Annotated in this window: 14 protein-coding genes and 1 pseudogene; all 15 read right to left on the bottom strand. The window is 68.5% G+C overall.

Translation table 11 applies throughout. The annotated features are described in order from the left end of the window. Positions 1-159: 159 nt before the first annotated feature. Complete coding sequence (locus ACXI0D_RS19290) at positions 160-933, bottom strand: flagellar brake protein (protein ID WP_119006213.1); 774 nt, start codon at positions 931-933, stop codon at positions 160-162. A 158-nt stretch (positions 934-1,091) separates the two neighbouring features. After that, on the bottom strand, positions 1,092-3,341 hold the full coding sequence (locus ACXI0D_RS19285; protein WP_049443475.1) for a methyl-accepting chemotaxis protein: 2,250 nt from the start codon (positions 3,339-3,341) through the stop codon (positions 1,092-1,094). 382 nt (positions 3,342-3,723) lie between these two features. Then, complete coding sequence (locus ACXI0D_RS19280) at positions 3,724-5,706, bottom strand: chemotaxis protein CheA (RefSeq protein ID WP_049443476.1); 1,983 nt, start codon at positions 5,704-5,706, stop codon at positions 3,724-3,726. Positions 5,707-5,751: 45 nt separating this feature from the next. Next, entirely contained in the window at positions 5,752-6,117 is a 366-nt protein-coding gene (locus ACXI0D_RS19275; protein ID WP_005409521.1) for a response regulator, read from the bottom strand. After that, on the bottom strand, positions 6,114-6,422 hold the full coding sequence (locus ACXI0D_RS19270) for an STAS domain-containing protein (protein ID WP_101765404.1): 309 nt from the start codon (positions 6,420-6,422) through the stop codon (positions 6,114-6,116). Before ACXI0D_RS19270 ends, ACXI0D_RS19275 begins: the two co-directional genes overlap by 4 nt. 233 nt (positions 6,423-6,655) lie before the next feature. Then, entirely contained in the window at positions 6,656-7,921 is a 1,266-nt protein-coding gene (locus ACXI0D_RS19265) for a chemotaxis protein CheW (protein ID WP_119006214.1), read from the bottom strand. Then, entirely contained in the window at positions 7,918-8,700 is a 783-nt protein-coding gene (locus ACXI0D_RS19260) for a ParA family protein (RefSeq protein ID WP_014037094.1), read from the bottom strand. The genes ACXI0D_RS19265 and ACXI0D_RS19260 overlap by 4 nt, the downstream gene beginning before the upstream one ends. A 4-nt stretch (positions 8,701-8,704) precedes the next feature. After that, positions 8,705-9,721: a flagellar motor protein MotD gene (motD, locus tag ACXI0D_RS19255; RefSeq protein ID WP_014037095.1), complete on the bottom strand. Its 1,017-nt coding sequence runs from the start codon at positions 9,719-9,721 to the stop codon at positions 8,705-8,707. A gap of 1 nt (position 9,722) precedes the next feature. Beyond that, positions 9,723-10,463 carry a flagellar motor protein gene (locus ACXI0D_RS19250; RefSeq protein ID WP_014037096.1) on the bottom strand — a complete coding sequence of 247 codons (741 nt, stop codon included), beginning with the start codon at positions 10,461-10,463 and terminating at the stop codon, positions 9,723-9,725. A 90-nt stretch (positions 10,464-10,553) separates the two neighbouring features. After that, positions 10,554-12,397, bottom strand: a pseudogene (locus tag ACXI0D_RS19245) (chemotaxis protein CheA). Positions 12,398-12,399: 2 nt separating this feature from the next. After that, the gene (locus ACXI0D_RS19240) at positions 12,400-13,005 is read right to left on the bottom strand and encodes a protein phosphatase CheZ (protein ID WP_006442968.1); all 606 of its coding nucleotides are present in this window, start codon (positions 13,003-13,005) and stop codon (positions 12,400-12,402) included. Further along, on the bottom strand, positions 13,005-13,397 hold the full coding sequence (gene cheY, locus ACXI0D_RS19235; RefSeq protein WP_005413247.1) for a chemotaxis response regulator CheY: 393 nt from the start codon (positions 13,395-13,397) through the stop codon (positions 13,005-13,007). Before cheY ends, ACXI0D_RS19240 begins: the two co-directional genes overlap by 1 nt. 57 nt (positions 13,398-13,454) lie before the next feature. Beyond that, on the bottom strand, positions 13,455-14,198 hold the full coding sequence (locus ACXI0D_RS19230; protein WP_049443479.1) for an RNA polymerase sigma factor FliA: 744 nt from the start codon (positions 14,196-14,198) through the stop codon (positions 13,455-13,457). Further along, positions 14,195-15,082, bottom strand: a complete 888-nt coding sequence (locus ACXI0D_RS19225; RefSeq protein WP_005416424.1) for a MinD/ParA family ATP-binding protein — start codon at positions 15,080-15,082, stop codon at positions 14,195-14,197. The genes ACXI0D_RS19230 and ACXI0D_RS19225 overlap by 4 nt, the downstream gene beginning before the upstream one ends. Further along, positions 15,069-16,670, bottom strand: coding sequence for a flagellar biosynthesis GTPase FlhF (gene flhF / locus ACXI0D_RS19220; RefSeq protein WP_101765405.1), 1,602 nt, complete (start codon positions 16,668-16,670; stop codon positions 15,069-15,071). Before flhF ends, ACXI0D_RS19225 begins: the two co-directional genes overlap by 14 nt. Positions 16,671-16,734 lie beyond the last annotated feature (64 nt).

Raw genomic sequence — 16,734 nt, 5'->3', positions numbered from 1 at the left:
GGGGACTTTAGGTGCCGGGGGAAGGCATCCACGCTTGGTGTGGATCTACCAGGGAGGGTGCGCGGATGGGGTCAGATCCCTTTTCAGGGAAAAGGGATCTGACCCCGGCATGCGTTCCGGGGTTGCCGGCCAGCGGCCGGCACTGCCGGTCGGACGGCCTTACAGCTCGCCGTTGCGGCGGGCCTTGCGCTGGCGGTCGATGCGGAAGATGTAGCGCTGGATGGCGCTGTCGGCGCCGCGCGGCAGGCTTTCAAAGCGCATGCCCACGCGCTTGACCTCGATGCCATTGGGCTGGCGCTGCGGCAGCAGGTTGCAGACCACCAGTTCGATATCCAGGTCGGGGCCATCGGGCAGCGACAGCTGCGCCGGATAGCGCTTCTGCAGGCCGAACACCGCACAGTCACTTGGGACCACCACGGCCAGGCCGCCGCCGCTGATGTCCACCACCCGCATCGACAGCGCTTCGGCTCGCGCTTCGCCGGGCGGCAGCAGCAGCTGCGGCGAGTCGGTGACGGGGGTTTCCAGCCGGTACAGCTCGCGGCGCTGCAGGTGCACCAGTTCGTCCGGCAGCGGGGCGCGGAAGGCGACGTGGCCGTCGTTGTCCACGCGCTGCAGTTCGTGCAGGCGGAAGCGCACCAGCACGCGTTCGAGCTGGGCAAAGCACAGCAGGTGATCGGCCTGTTCGGCGGCACGGTTGGAGGCCTCCTGCGGGCTGCCATCGAGCAGCAGGAAGTCCTCGTCTTCGTCGAGGTCGAGCAGGGCGGTCGGGAACGAGCGGTCGCGGCCGTCGATATGGGCGTTGATCAGCGAACGCTGGTCGATCAGCGAGCGCAGCAGCTGGCGCAGCTGGCGCGGGTTGCGGACCAGGAATCGTTCGTCGGCGGCATCAGCCGCGTGGACATCATGCACTGCAGTGTCGTTGCCGTCGGACATGGAATCTACGGTCAGGGGCGGGCGCCAGCACGCGTTGGCGCGAGGCTCGATGGGGATATCGGCCTCTGCCCCGGATTATGAAGTGAGAATTACATCACTTTCCATGCGTGTGGGGTCGGATCCCTCTTCCGAAGAAGAGGGAGCCGACCCCGGCTACATCAGAACTCCTGCCAGTCGCCGTCCGCGGCCAGTGCCGGCTGCGCCGCCGAGCTGCGCAGCGGGCGCGTGGGGGCCGGCTTTGCCGCAGGTGCGGCGGCCGCGACCTGGCGCGGTACCGGTGCTGCCAGCGGGCGTGCGGGAATGGCTGTCGTGCCCTGCGATGCGAGCCGGAAGCGGGCCACGGCTTCACCCAGCTGTACCGCCTGGTCTTCCATCGCACGTGCCGCAGCCGTGGCTTCTTCCACCAGGGCGGCGTTCTGCTGGGTGGTCTCGTCCATCTGCACCACGGTCTGGTTGACCTGCTCGATGCCCGCCGACTGCTCCTGCGAGGCCGCGGAGATCTCGGCCATGATGTCGGTCACGCGCTGCACCGAGGCGACGATCTCGCCCATGGTGCTGCCGGCCTGGTGGACCAGGCTGGAGCCTTCGGCGACCTTGCCGACCGAGTCGTCGATCAGGCCCTTGATCTCCTTGGCGGCGGCGGCCGAACGCTGGGCGAGGGTACGCACTTCACTGGCGACCACGGCGAAGCCACGGCCCTGTTCACCGGCACGGGCGGCTTCCACGGCGGCATTCAGCGCCAGGATGTTGGTCTGGAACGCAATGCCGTCGATGACGCTGATGATCTCGGCGATCTTCTTCGACGAGGCTTCGATGGCCGACATGGTGGTGACCACCTGGCCGACCACATCGCCGCCCTGCGAGGCGACGCCATGCGCGCCGATGGCGAGCTGGTTGGCCTGGCGGGCATGCTCGGCGTTCTGGCGCACGGTGGAGGTCAGTTCCTCCATCGAGGCAGCGGTTTCCTCCAGGTTGGCAGCCTGCTGCTCGGTACGGCGCGACAGGTCGCTGTTGCCGGAGGCGATCTCGCCGGCAGCCAGCGTGATGCTGGAGGCGCTGGCCTGGATCTGGCCGACGATCTGGGTCAGCTGCGCGACGGTGGTGTTGGCGTCGTCACGCATGCGTGCGAACACGCCGTTGAACTGGCCTTCCATGCGCGCGGTCAGGTCGCCAGCGGCGATCGACTGCAGCAGCTGCGAGAGCTGGCCGAGATTGCCGTCGGCCACCTGCATCATGGTGTTGAGGTGCTCGATCATCAGCTTGAAGTCGTGCTGGAAACGCTGTGCGTCGCCGCGCTGGCTGAAGTCACCGGCCGCGGCCGCTGCGGCCAGCTGCTGGATCTGCGAGTTGATCGCCAGCAGGCTGGCCTTGGCTGCATCCATCGATTCGTGCAGGATCGCGCGGCTGCCCGGCAGGCGGCGGGCGTCCGGGGCGAGGTTGCCGATGGCGTACTGGTTGAGCACGTCGATGGCATCGCGGATGGCGTCCAGGTGCTCGAAGATCACCGTGTTGATGCCGCCGGCCAGCTGGCCATAGACACCCGGGAAATCCTCCGGAATGCGATGGCTGATGTCCGGGCCCGCGTGCATCTGTGCCATCAGCTGGGTCTGCTCGCTGAAGCGGCGCAGCATCGCGGTCATCTCGGCGGTGGCGGCCAGCATCCTTCCGGCTTCGTCCTTGCTGGTGGCCTGGGTGCTGACGCTCAGGTCGCCACGGGCCACCGCCTGGATGGCGTGCACGGCCTTGCCCAGCGGACCCGTCACTGCGCGTGAGATGACCGTGGCCAGCGCGGCGGCCACCAGCGACAGCAGCACGATGCAGCCGATGATGGCGATCATGCTGGTGCGGTGGGTGGCGTTGGCGGCGGCGATCTTGCCGTCCATCAGGCCGGCGATGTGGGTGCCGAGGGTCTTCATCGCGGCGAACAGATCCCGGCGCGCCGGGCGCGACTGTTCGTCGGAGATCTGCTGCGCCAGGGTGCCATCACCAGCGGCCACGGCTTCGCGCATGGCCTTGTTGGCGGCGAAGTAGCGTTCCAGCTGCACGTTCGCGGCGCGATAGAGTTCACGCTCCTTGTCCAGCGCCGGCAGCGCCGTGTACGCAGCCAGCTCGTCGTGCACGGCCTTGGCGGTGTCGTCCATGCGCTTGTTGTAGTCGGCCACCTTTTCCGGCTGGTCGAGCATGCTCAGCAGGGCCAGTTCGTAGGTACGGAACTCGCCCAGCTGCGAGCGCGCTTCGCCCAAATGCTGGACCGAGGGAATATCGTTGCCGGCCATTTCGCGGAGCTGGCTGTTGGCTTCGCTCAGGCGCAGCAGGGCGAAGGCGCCGAGGACCAGGGTCATCAGCGTGGTAAGTGTGAACCCCACGGCCAGCTTGCGGGCGATGGGCAGATCTTGGAACCACTTCATGCGGGGTGCTCCAGGTGGGCAGAGTGTCGGCGGCGGTGCGCCGGCTGGGGTGGTTGCATCGCGAACGGTGGTGCCCGGTGGGGTTCGGTGACGGCCGTCATTGCGGAATAACGGCGCGTTCCGGGCGGACTTTATGGACGCAGATCACATTCGGTTGCGTAGGGATGACGGCGCGAAAGTGCTGCAGTGGCGGGGCTTTCGCTTGCGTGGCGTGGTTGCGCACGAAACCATCGCGATGACGGAGTTCACAAAATGTGGGGCGCTGTGGATTGGGGTCAGATCCCTTTCCGCAGGAAAGGGATCTGACCCCCTTGGCAGAGCGCGCACAAACAAAAACCGCCGCCCCGAAGGGCGGCGGTCCAGTGCACGCCTGCAGCGTGGATCAGGCGGCCTGCGGCATCCGCAGCGAACGCACCAGTCCGCCGATGTCGACGATCAGCGCGACGCGGCCGTCGCCGAGGATGGTGGCACCGGACACCCCGCCGATGCGGCGGTAGTTGTTCTCGATGTTCTTCACCACCACCTGCTGCTGGCCGACCAGTTCGTCCACTTCCAGTGCGATCTTCTGGCCATCGCCTTCGACCACCACCACCAGCGATTCGCTGCCCGGCGCACGGTTGCCGTAGCCGTAGTACTCGCTCAGCGACAGGATCGGCAGGTACTCGCCACGCACGCGCAGTACGCGGCCTTCGCCGGCCATGCTGCGGATGTCCTCGGCCTGCGGCTGCAACGCCTCAAGCACATAGGCCAACGGCAGGATCAGGGTTTCACCAGCCACCGCCACGGTCATGCCATCGAGGATGGCCAAGGTCAACGGCAGGCGGATCAGCGTGCGCGTACCAGCACCGAGGCTGCTCTCGATCTGCACCTCGCCCCCCAGCGCCTGGATGTTGCGGCGGACCACGTCCATGCCGACGCCACGCCCGGACAGGTCGGTGACTGCATCGGCGGTGGAGAAGCCGGGCTGGAAAATCAGGTCCCAGACCTGCGAATCGGTCGGGTTGTCCGGCACCGCCAGGCCGCGTTCGTGGGCCTTGGCCAGGATCTTGGCACGGTCCAGGCCGCGACCGTCGTCGCTGACTTCGATGACGATATGGCCGCCCTGATGCGAGGCCGCCAGCGTGATCGTGCCGGTCTCGTCCTTGCCTGCACCGCGACGCACGTCGGGCATTTCCAGGCCGTGGTCGATCGAGTTGCGCACCAGGTGCACCAGCGGATCGGCGATCTTCTCGATCAGGCCCTTGTCCAGTTCGGTGCCTTCGCCGACGGTGCGCAGGCGCACCTGCTTGCCGAGGCGGCTGGACAGGTCGCGGACCAGGCGCGGGAAGCGGCGGAACACCGCATCGACCGGCAGCATGCGCACGCCGATCACCGCTTCCTGCAGGTCGCGGGTGTTGCGTTCAAGCTGGTCCAGGCCGGCGAACAGGCTCTCGGCGTGGACCGGGTCCAGCGCGTGCGAGACCTGCTTGAGCATGGCCTGGGTGATGACCAGTTCGCCGACCAGATTGATCAGCGCATCGACCTTGTCGACGCTGACGCGGATGGAGGTTTCCGCTTCCTGGCTGGCACCACCGCTGGCGGCGGGCGCGGCGGGAGCCGACGGCGCTGCTGCCGCCGGAGCGGGAGCGGCCGGTGCCTGGGTGGCCAGGCTCGGCGGCGCGGCCGGACGGATGTCCAGTTCGCAGTCGTCCAGCACCCAGGCGAAGGTGTCTTCGATCTTGCTGCGCGGCACCTTGCCGACCAGACCAAGGTCCCACGCCAGGTGAGCTTCGAGCGGATCGAGCTGGGCGAAGCCCGGCAGGCGGTCCATGCGCGCGGCGACCTGCAGCGAACCCAGGTGCTCAAGTTCGCGGATGATGCGCAGCGGGTCGTTGCCGCTCATGAACAGTGACGGCGCGGGGGTGAAGCCGATCTGCCAGGCTTCCGGCGTATCGTCCACCTTGGCTGCGGCGGCCGCCGGGGTGCTCGCTGCGGCCTGGCCGGAAAGAACCGCTTCCAGGCGCGCCTTTACCGCAGCAACCGCAGCGGGATCGGCAGCCTGGCCGTGTTCGGCTTCGCGCAGCAGGGCGCGCAGCACGTCCACCGAGGACAGCATGGCGTCGACGGCGTGGCCTTCCAGTGCCCGCTTGCCGGCGCGCAGCTCATCGAGCAGCGTCTCCAGCACGTGGGTCAGGCCGGCGATCGCGTCGAAGCCGAAGGTGCCGGCGCCGCCCTTGATCGAGTGGGCAGCGCGGAACACCGAATTGATGATCTCCGCGTCCTGCTGCCCCGATTCCAGGGCCAGCAGGCCAGCCTCCATCGCGTCGAGGCCTTCGCGGCTCTCCTCGAAGAAGGTGGCGTGGAAGCGTTGCAGGTCCATGCTCATGGCAGTGGTGGTCCGGAAGCGAAGAGGGGGAGCGGTGCCGGGCGATCAGCCCAGCACTTTCTGCACGGTGGCGACCAGCTGTTCGGGATTGAACGGCTTGACCAGCCAACCGGTGGCACCGGCGGCCTTGCCTTCGGACTTCTTGTCGGCGGCCGATTCGGTGGTCAGCATCAGCAGCGGGGTGAACTTGTAGTCCGGCAGCTGGCGCAGCTCGCGGATCAGCGCGATGCCATCCATGTTCGGCATGTTGACGTCGGTGACCACCGCATTGAAGCGCTGGCCCTTGGCGCGACCGAGCGCGACCGCGCCGTCTTCAGCTTCTTCGACGGCAAAACCGGCCGAGGTGAGGGCGAAGGACACCATCTGGCGCATCGACGCCGAATCGTCCACCACCAAGATACGTGCGCTCATGCAGCGTTCTCCACAGATTTCAGGTTGTCATGGGTTACGTCCAGGCCCAGGGCCTGGGTGACGCCCAGCAGGCGCGCGGCGTCACGGAAGGTTGCGGTGCAACCGTGGAAGCCGGTGCCCAGGCCTGCCTCGCGGCGGGCCTGCACGAACGCACACAGCACCTGCACGGCGGCCGTGTGGATGCGGGCGACCTGGCTGGCATCCAGGGTCAGCTCGCCTTCCTGCTCCACCAGTGGGGCGAGGCGGTTCTTGAGCTCGGTAGTGCTCTCGATGCCGAGATCCCCACCCAGTTCGACAGTGCTCATCGTTGCTCCGGACAAACGGTTCCGTGATCCATAACGGCACCCCGGTGGGGTTCTTTAGGGGAATCGACGCGGTGCGTCGATGCGGTGCTTTTCGGGTCGCCCTTGAAAAGGGGACGGAGGGGATTAAGTCGCAAACGGCCGCGCCGCTCTGCGATTGCCAGTAGCAACAGCGACCGCGCAAACCGCCGAGCCAGTTGCGACTTAATCCCCTCCGTCCCCTTTTTCGTTGCGGCTCAGCTCAGCAGCCGGGTGGCGTCGAGCAGGATCATCGGGCGCTGGCTGACCCGGGCCACGCCTCGGAACAGGTCGTTGGAGATCTGGCAGATGCGTGCGGTATCGGGCGGCTCGATCTGCGAATCGGTGAGGTTGGCGACATCTTCCACTGCCGACACGCGCAGGCCGATCGTCTCGCCGTCTTCTTCCAGCACCACGATGCGGGTCTGGGCGTCGTCCTCGGCGGCGGCCGCGCCCAGGTGCAGGCCCAGGTCCATCACCGGGACCACCTGGCCGCGCAGGTTCATGATGCCCAGCATGGCGGCAGCGGTGCCGCGCAACGGCAGCAGCGGCACCGGCAGCACGACCTCCTGGACCTTCAGCAGTTCCAGGGCATAGGCCTGGGTGCCGCAGCGCAGGCGCAGCCAGCGCGAGGTGCGTTCGCCGGCGCGACGGTTCTGCGGATGCGGGCTGCGGGCCGGTTGGTGGGCCTGCGCCTGCAGTTCCTGCCAGGTGCCGGGGCGGTTGCCTGCGGGTGCATCGACGGCGACGCGCGGCGGCGGTGTGGCGGCGCGTGCGGCCGGGGCCGGTGCAGGGCGTGCCGCCGGTGGTGCCACTGGCGCTGCGACCACGGCGGGCGGCGGCGTGGGAACGTCTTCGCCACCGGCGGCCGCCTCGAAGGCGGCCTGCAGGCCAGGGCTGTCGGTGTGGGCGAGACGATGGCTGTCCGCCGGATCGGTCTCGTAGATCACTTCGTCCGGCAGATCGTCCCAGGTGGGTTCCGGGCCGGTGTTCGCAGCGGCTGCAGCGGGTGCCGGCGCGGTTTCGTGGATGACTTCGTCGGGCAGGTCATCCCAGGTCGGCTCGCGTTCGGCGGTCGCGATGCTGTCCGGTGCGGCGGCGGCCTCGAAGGCCGCCTCCAGCGCTGCCTCATCCTCGACCGGGGCCGCGACGACGGCATCCGTTTCGTAGATCACTTCGGCCGGCAGATCGTCCCAGGTGGGTTCGCGTTCTGCATCGATCACGCTGACGGGCGCGGAGGCGGCATCGAAAGCGGCTTCCAGTGCGGCGTTGTCCACGGCAGGGGTAGCGGCAACGGTCTCGGTTTCGGTTTCGTAGATCACCTCGGCCGGCAGGTCATCCCAGGTCGGCTCGCGTTCGGCGGCGGCTTCGGTCGCCTTGGCCGGGGCGGCGCTGATCGGCGCGGGCACGGCAGCGGCGGCCGGGGCGATCGCCTCGCCCAGCAGTTCGTCCAGGTAGTCGTCGAGGATGCCGGTGCTGTTCATGCGGCCTGCTCCAGGGCGCGGGCGTCCTCCCCGAGGATCCAGTTCAAGGCGCGGCGGTAGGCGGCCAGGCCCCGGCCGGGGTAGTCCTCGCCGACGCTCGGCAGGGTCAGGCCGGCGGCGTTGCTGATGCGGGTGTCGATCGGAATCGCGTCTTCCCACACGCGGCTGCCATGACGGTCCTGCATGGTGCGCAGCGACTCGTTGCCGGCGCGGGTGCGGCGGTCGAACAGGGTGGGCAGGATCGAGATCGGCAGCGGGCGGCGGCGCGAACGTTCGACCATCTCGCCGGTGCGGACCATGCCATCCAGACCGTGCAGGGCCAGCGGCTCGGCCTGGGTCGGGATGATCAGGCGATCGGCTGCGGCCAGCGCGTTGATCATCAGCAGGCCGAGGGTCGGTGCGCAATCCAGCAGGATGTAGTCGTGCTGGCCCTGGTGGCGCGCCAGGGCGTTCTGCAGGGCCAGGCCGAGACCGGGCTGGTTGGCGCTGCGGCGTTCCAGTGTCGCCAGCGCCGACTGCGCGCAGACGTAGTCCAGGCCATGGATGTTGCTGGCATGGCACAGGCTGGCAAGGTCGGCGGGCGGTGCGCCGAACAGTTCCAGCACGCCGGCCGGCGGCGGATCCACCGGCACGCCGAAGGCGCGGCTGAGCGAGGCATGCGGATCGAGGTCGATCAGCAGCACGCGATGGCCGAGCGCGGCCAGGCCACGGCCGAGGGCGAGGGTGGTGGTGGTCTTGCCGACTCCGCCCTTCTGGTTGGCGACTGCCCAGATGCGCATCGGATTACTCCTTCATTGCCGGGGGGACGGCGGCGCCGACGCGGCTGCCAGCCGGCACCGGCGGCAACGTCACCGGTGCGATGGGGGAGGTGGGGGCGCTGGCCGGCGTTGCTGCGGCCTGTTCGGTGGCGGTGCTGTCGGTGGCGCCGGTGGCCGCGTTCAGGCGTTGGCCCAGCGGATCCACCGAGTGCGAGGTGTCGGCCAGGATGATGACCATGACCCGGCGGTTGCGGTTGCGGCCCTGCGCGCTGTCATTCTCTTCGCGGGGGCGGAACTGGCCGTAGCCGACCATCGCCAGCCGCGACGGCTGCACGCCCTGGTCGGCGAACAGGTGCACCACGCTGGCGGCGCGTCCGGCCGACAGCTCCCAGTTGGACGGGAAGGTGGCAGTGGCGATCGGCACGTTGTCGGTGTGGCCTTCCACGCGCACGCTGTTGGGTACGTCGCGCAGCACCTCGGCCAGGCTGGCCAGGGTCTGCCGCGCGTGCACGTCCAGCGCGGCCGAGCCGGTCGGGAACAGGATGTCGCTGTTGATCTCGACTTCGATCCACAGTTCCGTGCGGCGCACGCTGATCATGCCGCGGTCGATCAGCGGCGCCAGCGCGGCGGTCAGGCGGTCGGCGATGGTGTTGAGCTGGCGCTCGGCGCGCGCGATCTGTTCCTGATTGTGCACCGAAACCGGCATGCGCATCTGCGAGGCCATCGACGGCAGCAGCGTCGGGTCGTGCGAGGGCGCCGGTGCGGACGGGCCGACCTTGGTGCCGGACTTGATCACCGACGGGCTGTCCCAGCCGCCGCCCTGCACCTGCTTGTTGCCGACCTGCACCGGGTTGATCGTGCGCGGTGCGCCGCCGAAGGCATCGGTGAGCGCGTCGGCCATGATCCGGTACTTGCCCTCGTTGACCGAGGAAATCGCGTACATGACCACGAAGAAGGCGAGCAGCAGCGTCATCAGGTCGGCATAGGGGATCGCCCATGCTTCGTGGTTGGCGTGCTCTTCGTGGTGCTTGCGGCGGGCCATGTCAGTGCAGGAAGCCGGAGAGGTTGGTTTCGATGTTGCGCGGGTTCTCGCCCTGGGCGATCGAGATCAGGCCTTCGATGACCATTTCGCGGTCGCGCGTGTTGTGCGAGATCACACTCTTGAGCTTGGCCGAGATCGGCAGGAACAGCAGGTTGGCCGAGGCGATGCCGTAGATCGTTGCGGTGAACGCAGCGGCGATGCCGTGGCCGAGCTTGCTGGGGTCGGCCAGGTTCTTCATCACCGCGATCAGGCCGAGCACGGCACCGATGATGCCGAGCGTCGGTGCATAGATGCCCATCGCCTCGAACACCTTGGCGCCGGCCTGGTCCTGGTGTTCCTGGCTGCCCAGTTCGATCTCCAGCATGTGCCGCATCGATTCGGGCTCGACACCGTCCACCAGCAGCTGCAGGCCCTTGCGCAGGAACGGGTCCTGCTGTGCTTCCACCTGCGATTCCAGGCCCAGCAGGCCCTGGCGGCGGGCAATGTTGCTCCACTCGACGATCTGCTGGATCAGCTCGCGACGATCGCTGTGCGGTGGGCGCACGACCCAGCGCACGATCTTGAACGCATGCTTGAACACCGCCGGCGAGGTATGCAGCAGGATCGCGGCCACGGTGCCGACGATGACGATCACGAACGCCGCAGGCGACCACAACGACGCCAGGCCGGCGCCCTTGAGGATGCTGCCACCGACCAGCGAGGCCAGGGCAAGAAAGAGTCCAATGAGGCTGAGTCTATCCATGGATCCGGTATCGGCTTGTATGAATGGGACTTGAGACACCGGTACGGGCTACTGGTGCGACTTCACAGTTTTACGGGTTCAGCAAGCGGGTCAGTCGTGCGGGCTGCGCAGGCCGTCCACGTCCAGGATCAGCGCCATGCGACCATCGCCGATCAAGGTTGCACCGGCGTAACCGCGCAGGCCGCGCAGGGCTTTCGGTAGTGGCTTGATGACCACTTCCTCGCGCCCGCGCACCTGGTCCACGACCAGGCCGAAGCGCGCTTCGCCGGCCTGCAGCACCACGATGGTCAGCAGGGTCGACGCGGCGGGCGTCACATCCAGCCACTGGCGCAGATCGACCAGTGGCAGCGTGTGCGAACGGCGGTCGAGCACGGCGCGGCCATCGAACCAGCCCAGCGAGGTGCGCGGTGCGTGCAGCACTTCCATCACGCGCGCCAGCGGCAGCGCATAGACGTCCTCGCCGGCCTGCACCAGCAGGGTCGGCAGGATCGCCAGGGTGAGCGGCACGCGGATCAGGAAGCGGCTGCCGCGGCCCAGCTCCGACTGGATCTGGATCTGGCCGCTCAGTTCGCGGATGCGCGACTGCACCACGTCCATGCCAACGCCGCGGCCGGAAATATCCGTGACCTGCTGCTTGGTCGAGAAGCCGGGCAGGAACACCAGGTGCAGGCACTCCTCGCTGCTCAGGCGGGCGGCGGCCTCCGGATCGATCAGGCCCTTCTCGCGTGCCTTCGCGCGCAGCTTTCCGGGTCGATGCCGGCGCCATCGTCCTGCACCTCGATGCTGACGTAGTCACCTTCCTGTTGCGCCGACAACCGCACATGGCCCATCCGCGGCTTGCCCTGTGCTTCGCGCAGGTCGGGCATTTCCACGCCATGGTCGATGGCGTTGCGGACCAGGTGCACCAGCGGGTCGGCCAGCGCTTCGACCAGGTTGCGATCGAGCTCGGTCTCGGCGCCGATCAGCTCCAGGTCCACTTCCTTCTTCAGAGAGCGGGCGACGTCGCGGGCGACCTTGGGGAAGCGCGAGAATACCTTGCCCACCGGCTGCATGCGGGTACGCATCACCGCCGACTGCAGGCGCGCGGTGGCGATGTCCAGGGTGGACACGGCGCGGTCCAGCTCCTCGTCGCGCAAGCGCGCACGCAGGGTCTTGAGCCGGTTGCGCGACAGCACCAGTTCGCCGATCAGGTTGACGATCGCGTCCAGGCGCTTGGTGTCCACGCGCACGGTGTGTTCGGCCTCGGCCAGCGGCTTGGCGGCGGGCTTGGCCGCCGGTGCCGGTGCGGCCGCCGGGCGCGGGGCGGCGATCGGTGCCGGTGCCGCCGCCGCCGCGGGCTTGGCGCCGGGTGCGGCGCCACCGTGCAGCTGGTCGAGCAGGGCTTCGAACTCGTCCTCGCTGATCAGCCCGTCGTCGGCCTTCTTTGCCGGCGCCACCGCAGTCGGTGCGTTGCCGCCGTGCAGCTGGTCGAGCAGGGCCTCGAACTCGTCGTCGGTGATCAGGTCGCTGCCTCCCGCAGCGGGCGCTGCTGCGGCGGCGGGTGCAGCCACGGCACCGCCATGCACGTCGAACTGGGCGATCAGGTCAGGCGGTGCATAGCCCGGCTCGGTGCCGGAAGACACGGCATCCAGCATCGACTGCAGGTAGTCCAGCGATTGCTGGGCGGCGTCGAAGTGATGGGCCTGCAGCACGGCCTGGCCGGCACGTGCAGCGCCCAACGCTTCCTCAGCGGCGTGGCACAGCTCGACCATGGCGGTGACACCGAGGAAACCGGCGCCGCCCTTGAGCGTGTGGTAGCCGCGGAACACCGCGTTGAGCTGTTCGGTGTCCTGCGGTGCCTGCTCCAGCGACACCAGCTGTTCGCCGAGGCGATCCAGGATTTCCTGTGCCTCGATGATGAAATCGGCAGTGATGTCGTCGGATACCGCGCTCATGCTTACAGCCCCAGATCCGACAACAGGTCGTCGGCGTCGTTCTGCGAGACCGCGTGGCGGTCCAGTCCTTTCAGTGCCGGCCCGGCCAGTTCCGGGTCGGTGCGATGCTGTTCCGGCGGCAGGCCGAGCGCGCCGAAGCCTTCGTGCACGCGGCGGACGATGCCCACTACGCGACGGATGATCTGCCCGGTCAGGTCCTGGTAGCTCTGCGTCAGGGCGATCTCGGTGAGGTTGTGGCGGATGCGCTCGAGCTGCGCGTCTTGGCCCGGCTGCAGGCCTTCGGCGCGCAGCTGTTCGGTCAGGCTGCGGCATTCCTCGGCCAGGTCCAGGGTACGGTGGGTGGCCTGTTCGGTCATCGCCACCACGTGGTCCAGGCGTGCGCAGGCATCGTCCAGTTCGCCGGCTTCGCTGGGCACGGTCGGCAGTTCACCCAGCGCCTGCCCCAGCTCGCGGGCGAGCCGCGAGAGGCCGCTCATCATCGGCTGCGTGCGCAGCGCGACCAGTCCGTCGATGCGTTGCCGCCACGCGGCTTCGTCACCGGACTCCAGTGCGTCCAGGGCCTCCTGCAGGCGCAGGGCGAGGGCGTTCTTGTCGACCGTGGTATCCATCAGGCGCTGGCCGCCAGGCGTTCGAAGATCTTGCCGAGCTTTTCTTCCAGCGTCTGCGCGGTGAACGGCTTGATGATGTAACCGTTCACGCCGTTCTGGGCCGCTTCAATGATCTGCTCGCGCTTGGCTTCGGCGGTGACCATCAGTACCGGCAGGGTCTTCAGCTTGGCATCGGCACGGATCGCCTTGAGCAGTTCGATGCCGGTCATCACCGGCATGTTCCAGTCGGTGACGACGAAATCGAACGGCTGGCTCTGCAGCAGCGACAGCGCGGCATGCCCGTCCTCGGCTTCGGCGGTGTTGGTGAAGCCCAGATCGCCCAGCAGGTTCTTGACGATTCGACGCATGGTCGAGAAGTCGTCGACGATCAGGATGCGCATGTTCTTGTTCAAAGCAGAGTTCCTTTGTTGTTCATTCCGGGCGGCCGGGGGCAGCCGCCTCGGGGATGTTCATTCTTCCAGGCCGGCGTCGACGGCCTCGAATATCTTCAGCCGGCCGCGCAGGCGCAGCACGGCCTGGCCGTGGATCTGGCAGACCCGCGATTCGCTCACGCCGAGCACCGCGCCGATCTCCTTCAGGTTCAGCTCCTGCTCGTAGTAGAGCGAGAGCACCAGTTGTTCGCGCTCGGGCAGGTGGCCGATGGCCTTGCCCAGCTCGCGGCCGAACTCGCCGCGCTCCAGCACCTGCTGCGGGGTCGGGCCACCCTGGGCGACGGTGTCCAGTTCGCCCTGGTCTTCGATGCGCGACTCCAGGCTCAGCACCTGGCCACGTGCGGCGTCTTCCATCAGCCGCAGGTATTCGGGCAGCGGCATCTCCATCGCGGCGGCCACTTCGGTGGCGCTGGCGGCACGGCCGGTGCTCTGTTCCAGGCGGCGGATGGTGGCGGCGGCATCGCGGGCACGGCGGTGCACCGAGCGCGGCACCCAGTCGCCACGGCGGATCTCGTCGATCATCGAGCCGCGGATGCGGATCGAGGCATAGGTCTCGAACGACGCGCCCTGGTCGGCGTCATAGCTGCGCGAGGCTTCGATCAGGCCCATCATGCCGGCTTGGATCAGATCATCGACTTCGACGCTGGCCGGCAGGCGCGCGGCCAGGTGGTGGGCGATGCGCCGCACCAGGTCCGAGTGCTGGGCGATGACCTCGTTGGCCGCCGAGCGCTGGACTTCCCTGTACTGGGCTGCGCCTTTCATGCGGCCACCCCGCGCTGCTTGAGAATGCGTTCGAGGAAGAACTCGACACCGCCACGCGGTTCGGTCGGTGCCTGCCAGCGTGCGGTGCGGCGCGCGATCTCGGTGATCGCCAGCGCCGAAGGGCTGGACGGATAGGCCTTCACCACCGGCTGCTGGCGCTGCACCGACAGGCGCAGCCAGTCATCCTGCGGCACGCAGCCCAGGTAGTTCAGCGAGACATCGGCGAGGAACTTCTCGCAGACGCGGGTCAGCTTCTCGTACAGCACGCGGCCCTCGTTCGGGTCACGCACCATGTTGGCCACCACCTGGATGCGGTCCACGCCACGTTCGCGCGACAGCACCTTGATCAGTGCGTAGGCGTCGGTGATTGAAGCCGGCTCATCGCAGACCACCACTACGGTGTCCTGCGCGGCCTGGCAGAAGGTCAGCACGCCGTCGGTGATGCCGGCGGCGGTATCGACCACCATGATGTCCAGCTCGCGTTCCAGTTCGGAGAACACGTTGACCAGGCCGACATGCTCGGCCGGGGCCAGTTCGGCCATGTGCCGGCGGCCCGATGCGGCCGGGACCACCAGCACGCCGTTCGGGCCTTCGACGATGACGTCGTCCAGCGAGCAGCGGCCGGCAACCAGGTCGGCCAGCGTAAAGGTGGGGTTCAGCCCCAGGATCACGTCGATGTTGGCCAGGCCGAGGTCGGCGTCCAGCAGCAGCGTGCGCTTGCCCATGCCGGCCAGCGCCACGGCCAGGTTGGCGGACACATTCGTCTTGCCCACGCCGCCCTTGCCGCCGGTCACGGCAATGGTGCGCACAGGGCCGAGCGGCTCGCTGCGGGTGGCCGACAGCGGGAAGGTCTTGGTCAGCTTGGCGTACTCACGCGACGGCATGGTTCAACTCCGGGTTGCAGGGCATATCGGCCGCTCGGCGCAAATCTTCAAGGCGAAGTACAAGATTGGCTGCACTGGCCCGGTGCAGGTCCTCCGGGACGTCCTGGCCATCGGTCACCCAGGTGATCGGCAGGGCGTGGTCCACGGCCACCGACAGGGCGTTGCCGAAGCGGCCGGTCTCGTCCAGCTTGCTCAGCACCAGCCCCTGCAGGTTGGCCGCACCGAAGCGGCGCACCACCTCGTCCATGTCGCCGAAGCTGGTGTTGGCCGGCAGCACCAGCAGGGTGCGGACCTGGCGGGCGGCGCGCAGCCACTGCAGCTGGGCGGCCAGGGCACGGTCGCGCGGGCCCAGGCCCGCGGTGTCGATCAGCACCAGCTTGTAGTCCTTCAGGCGTTCCAGCAGCTGGTCCAGGTCGGTGCCGCTGTTGGCCTCGTGCACGGCGATGCCGAGCTGGCGGCCGTAGCCATACAGCTGCTCACGGGCACCGATGCGGGTGGTGTCGGTGGTGACCAGGGCGACGTCGCGCGGTGCGTGCTTCTCGGCGAAGCGCGAGGCCAGCTTGGCGATGGTGGTGGTCTTGCCGGCGCCGGTCGGTCCGACCAGGGCGATCACACCACCTTCTTCCAGCGGGTCGACCGGAGCGATCGGCAGCTTGCGCGAGATCAGCCCCAGCATCAGGCCGCGGCCGCGGTGGGCCTCGGTCTCCAGCGGGATCTGCATGGCCACGTCGCGGGCCAGGCCGGCATCGAAGCCGTATTCGTCCATCAGGTCCAGCGCGGTGGCGCGCACCGGGCAGCCACGCAGGCGCTCGTCGGTGAAGCGGTTCATCTCGCGCTCGATCACCTGGCGCATGCCGGCCACTTCCTGGCGCAGCTGGCGGATCTCGGCGTCGTCCTGGGCGACCACGGTCAGCGTCGGTGCCGGGGCCAGCATCGGGGCCGGGCTGGCCTCGACGACGGCTTCGACCGCTGCCGGTTCGCTGGCGGCGATATCTGGCTGTGCATCGGTCACGACAGCGGTCGGCAGCGGCGGCGGCTGCACGGCCGGCGCCGCGCTTTCGTGATGCGTCTCATGCGGCGGGTCGATCTGGAAGCGGGCGCGGTTGGCCGGTGCGACGATGGCTTCGGCGAACGGGGCGAAGATCTGGTCCGGCAGCGCCGGTTCGTTGACGGCGGCACGCGCCAGGGTGGCGGCGAAGCCGGTGCTGCCGCGGGTCGGCACGATCTCGTCGGCGCTGTCCAGGGTGCGGCCGGTGGCGCCGACGGCGGCGCGGGCGAGGGCGGCGACGGCCGAGGTGGTGGCGGCGACCGGTTCCGGCGCCGGGGTGCTGCTGCGGCGGCGGGTGACGGCGGCGATCACCGCGTCGGCGGCGGTGCGCGGCTTGGGGGCCGGCGGCGGTGCGACATCACGGCGCGAGGCTTCCAGTGCACGCTGCACGGCGCTCTCGTCGTAGTTGGCGGCGGCGACGATCTCGATACCTTCCTCGATCCGGCGGTTGGACAGGATCACGGCGTCAGGACCATGTTCCTTGCGCACCAGGTTCATGGCCGAGCGCATGTCGGCGGCGACGAATCGTTTGATTTTCATGCTGTGGTCACGGGACGAAGACGGCGGGGTGGCGGTCGGAGAACTCGGGTGGTCGGTGGTCTGC

The sequence above is a fragment of the Stenotrophomonas sp. C9D9 genome (assembly GCF_056491205.1).
The sequence above is the reverse complement of the archived record's forward strand: the minus strand, read 5'-3'. Positions and strand labels throughout refer to the sequence as shown.

Coding starts and splice junctions, on each gene's coding strand:
- ACXI0D_RS19290 (WP_119006213.1), bottom strand. CDS start 933: ATGTCCGACGGCAACGACACTGCAGTGCATGATGTCCACGCGGCTGAT.
- ACXI0D_RS19285 (WP_049443475.1), bottom strand. CDS start 3,341: ATGAAGTGGTTCCAAGATCTGCCCATCGCCCGCAAGCTGGCCGTGGGG.
- ACXI0D_RS19280 (WP_049443476.1), bottom strand. CDS start 5,706: ATGAGCATGGACCTGCAACGCTTCCACGCCACCTTCTTCGAGGAGAGC.
- ACXI0D_RS19275 (WP_005409521.1), bottom strand. CDS start 6,117: ATGAGCGCACGTATCTTGGTGGTGGACGATTCGGCGTCGATGCGCCAG.
- ACXI0D_RS19270 (WP_101765404.1), bottom strand. CDS start 6,422: ATGAGCACTGTCGAACTGGGTGGGGATCTCGGCATCGAGAGCACTACC.
- ACXI0D_RS19265 (WP_119006214.1), bottom strand. CDS start 7,921: ATGAACAGCACCGGCATCCTCGACGACTACCTGGACGAACTGCTGGGC.
- ACXI0D_RS19260 (WP_014037094.1), bottom strand. CDS start 8,700: ATGCGCATCTGGGCAGTCGCCAACCAGAAGGGCGGAGTCGGCAAGACC.
- motD (WP_014037095.1), bottom strand. CDS start 9,721: ATGGCCCGCCGCAAGCACCACGAAGAGCACGCCAACCACGAAGCATGG.
- ACXI0D_RS19250 (WP_014037096.1), bottom strand. CDS start 10,463: ATGGATAGACTCAGCCTCATTGGACTCTTTCTTGCCCTGGCCTCGCTG.
- ACXI0D_RS19240 (WP_006442968.1), bottom strand. CDS start 13,005: ATGGATACCACGGTCGACAAGAACGCCCTCGCCCTGCGCCTGCAGGAG.
- ACXI0D_RS19230 (WP_049443479.1), bottom strand. CDS start 14,198: ATGAAAGGCGCAGCCCAGTACAGGGAAGTCCAGCGCTCGGCGGCCAAC.
- ACXI0D_RS19225 (WP_005416424.1), bottom strand. CDS start 15,082: ATGCCGTCGCGTGAGTACGCCAAGCTGACCAAGACCTTCCCGCTGTCG.
- flhF (WP_101765405.1), bottom strand. CDS start 16,670: ATGAAAATCAAACGATTCGTCGCCGCCGACATGCGCTCGGCCATGAAC.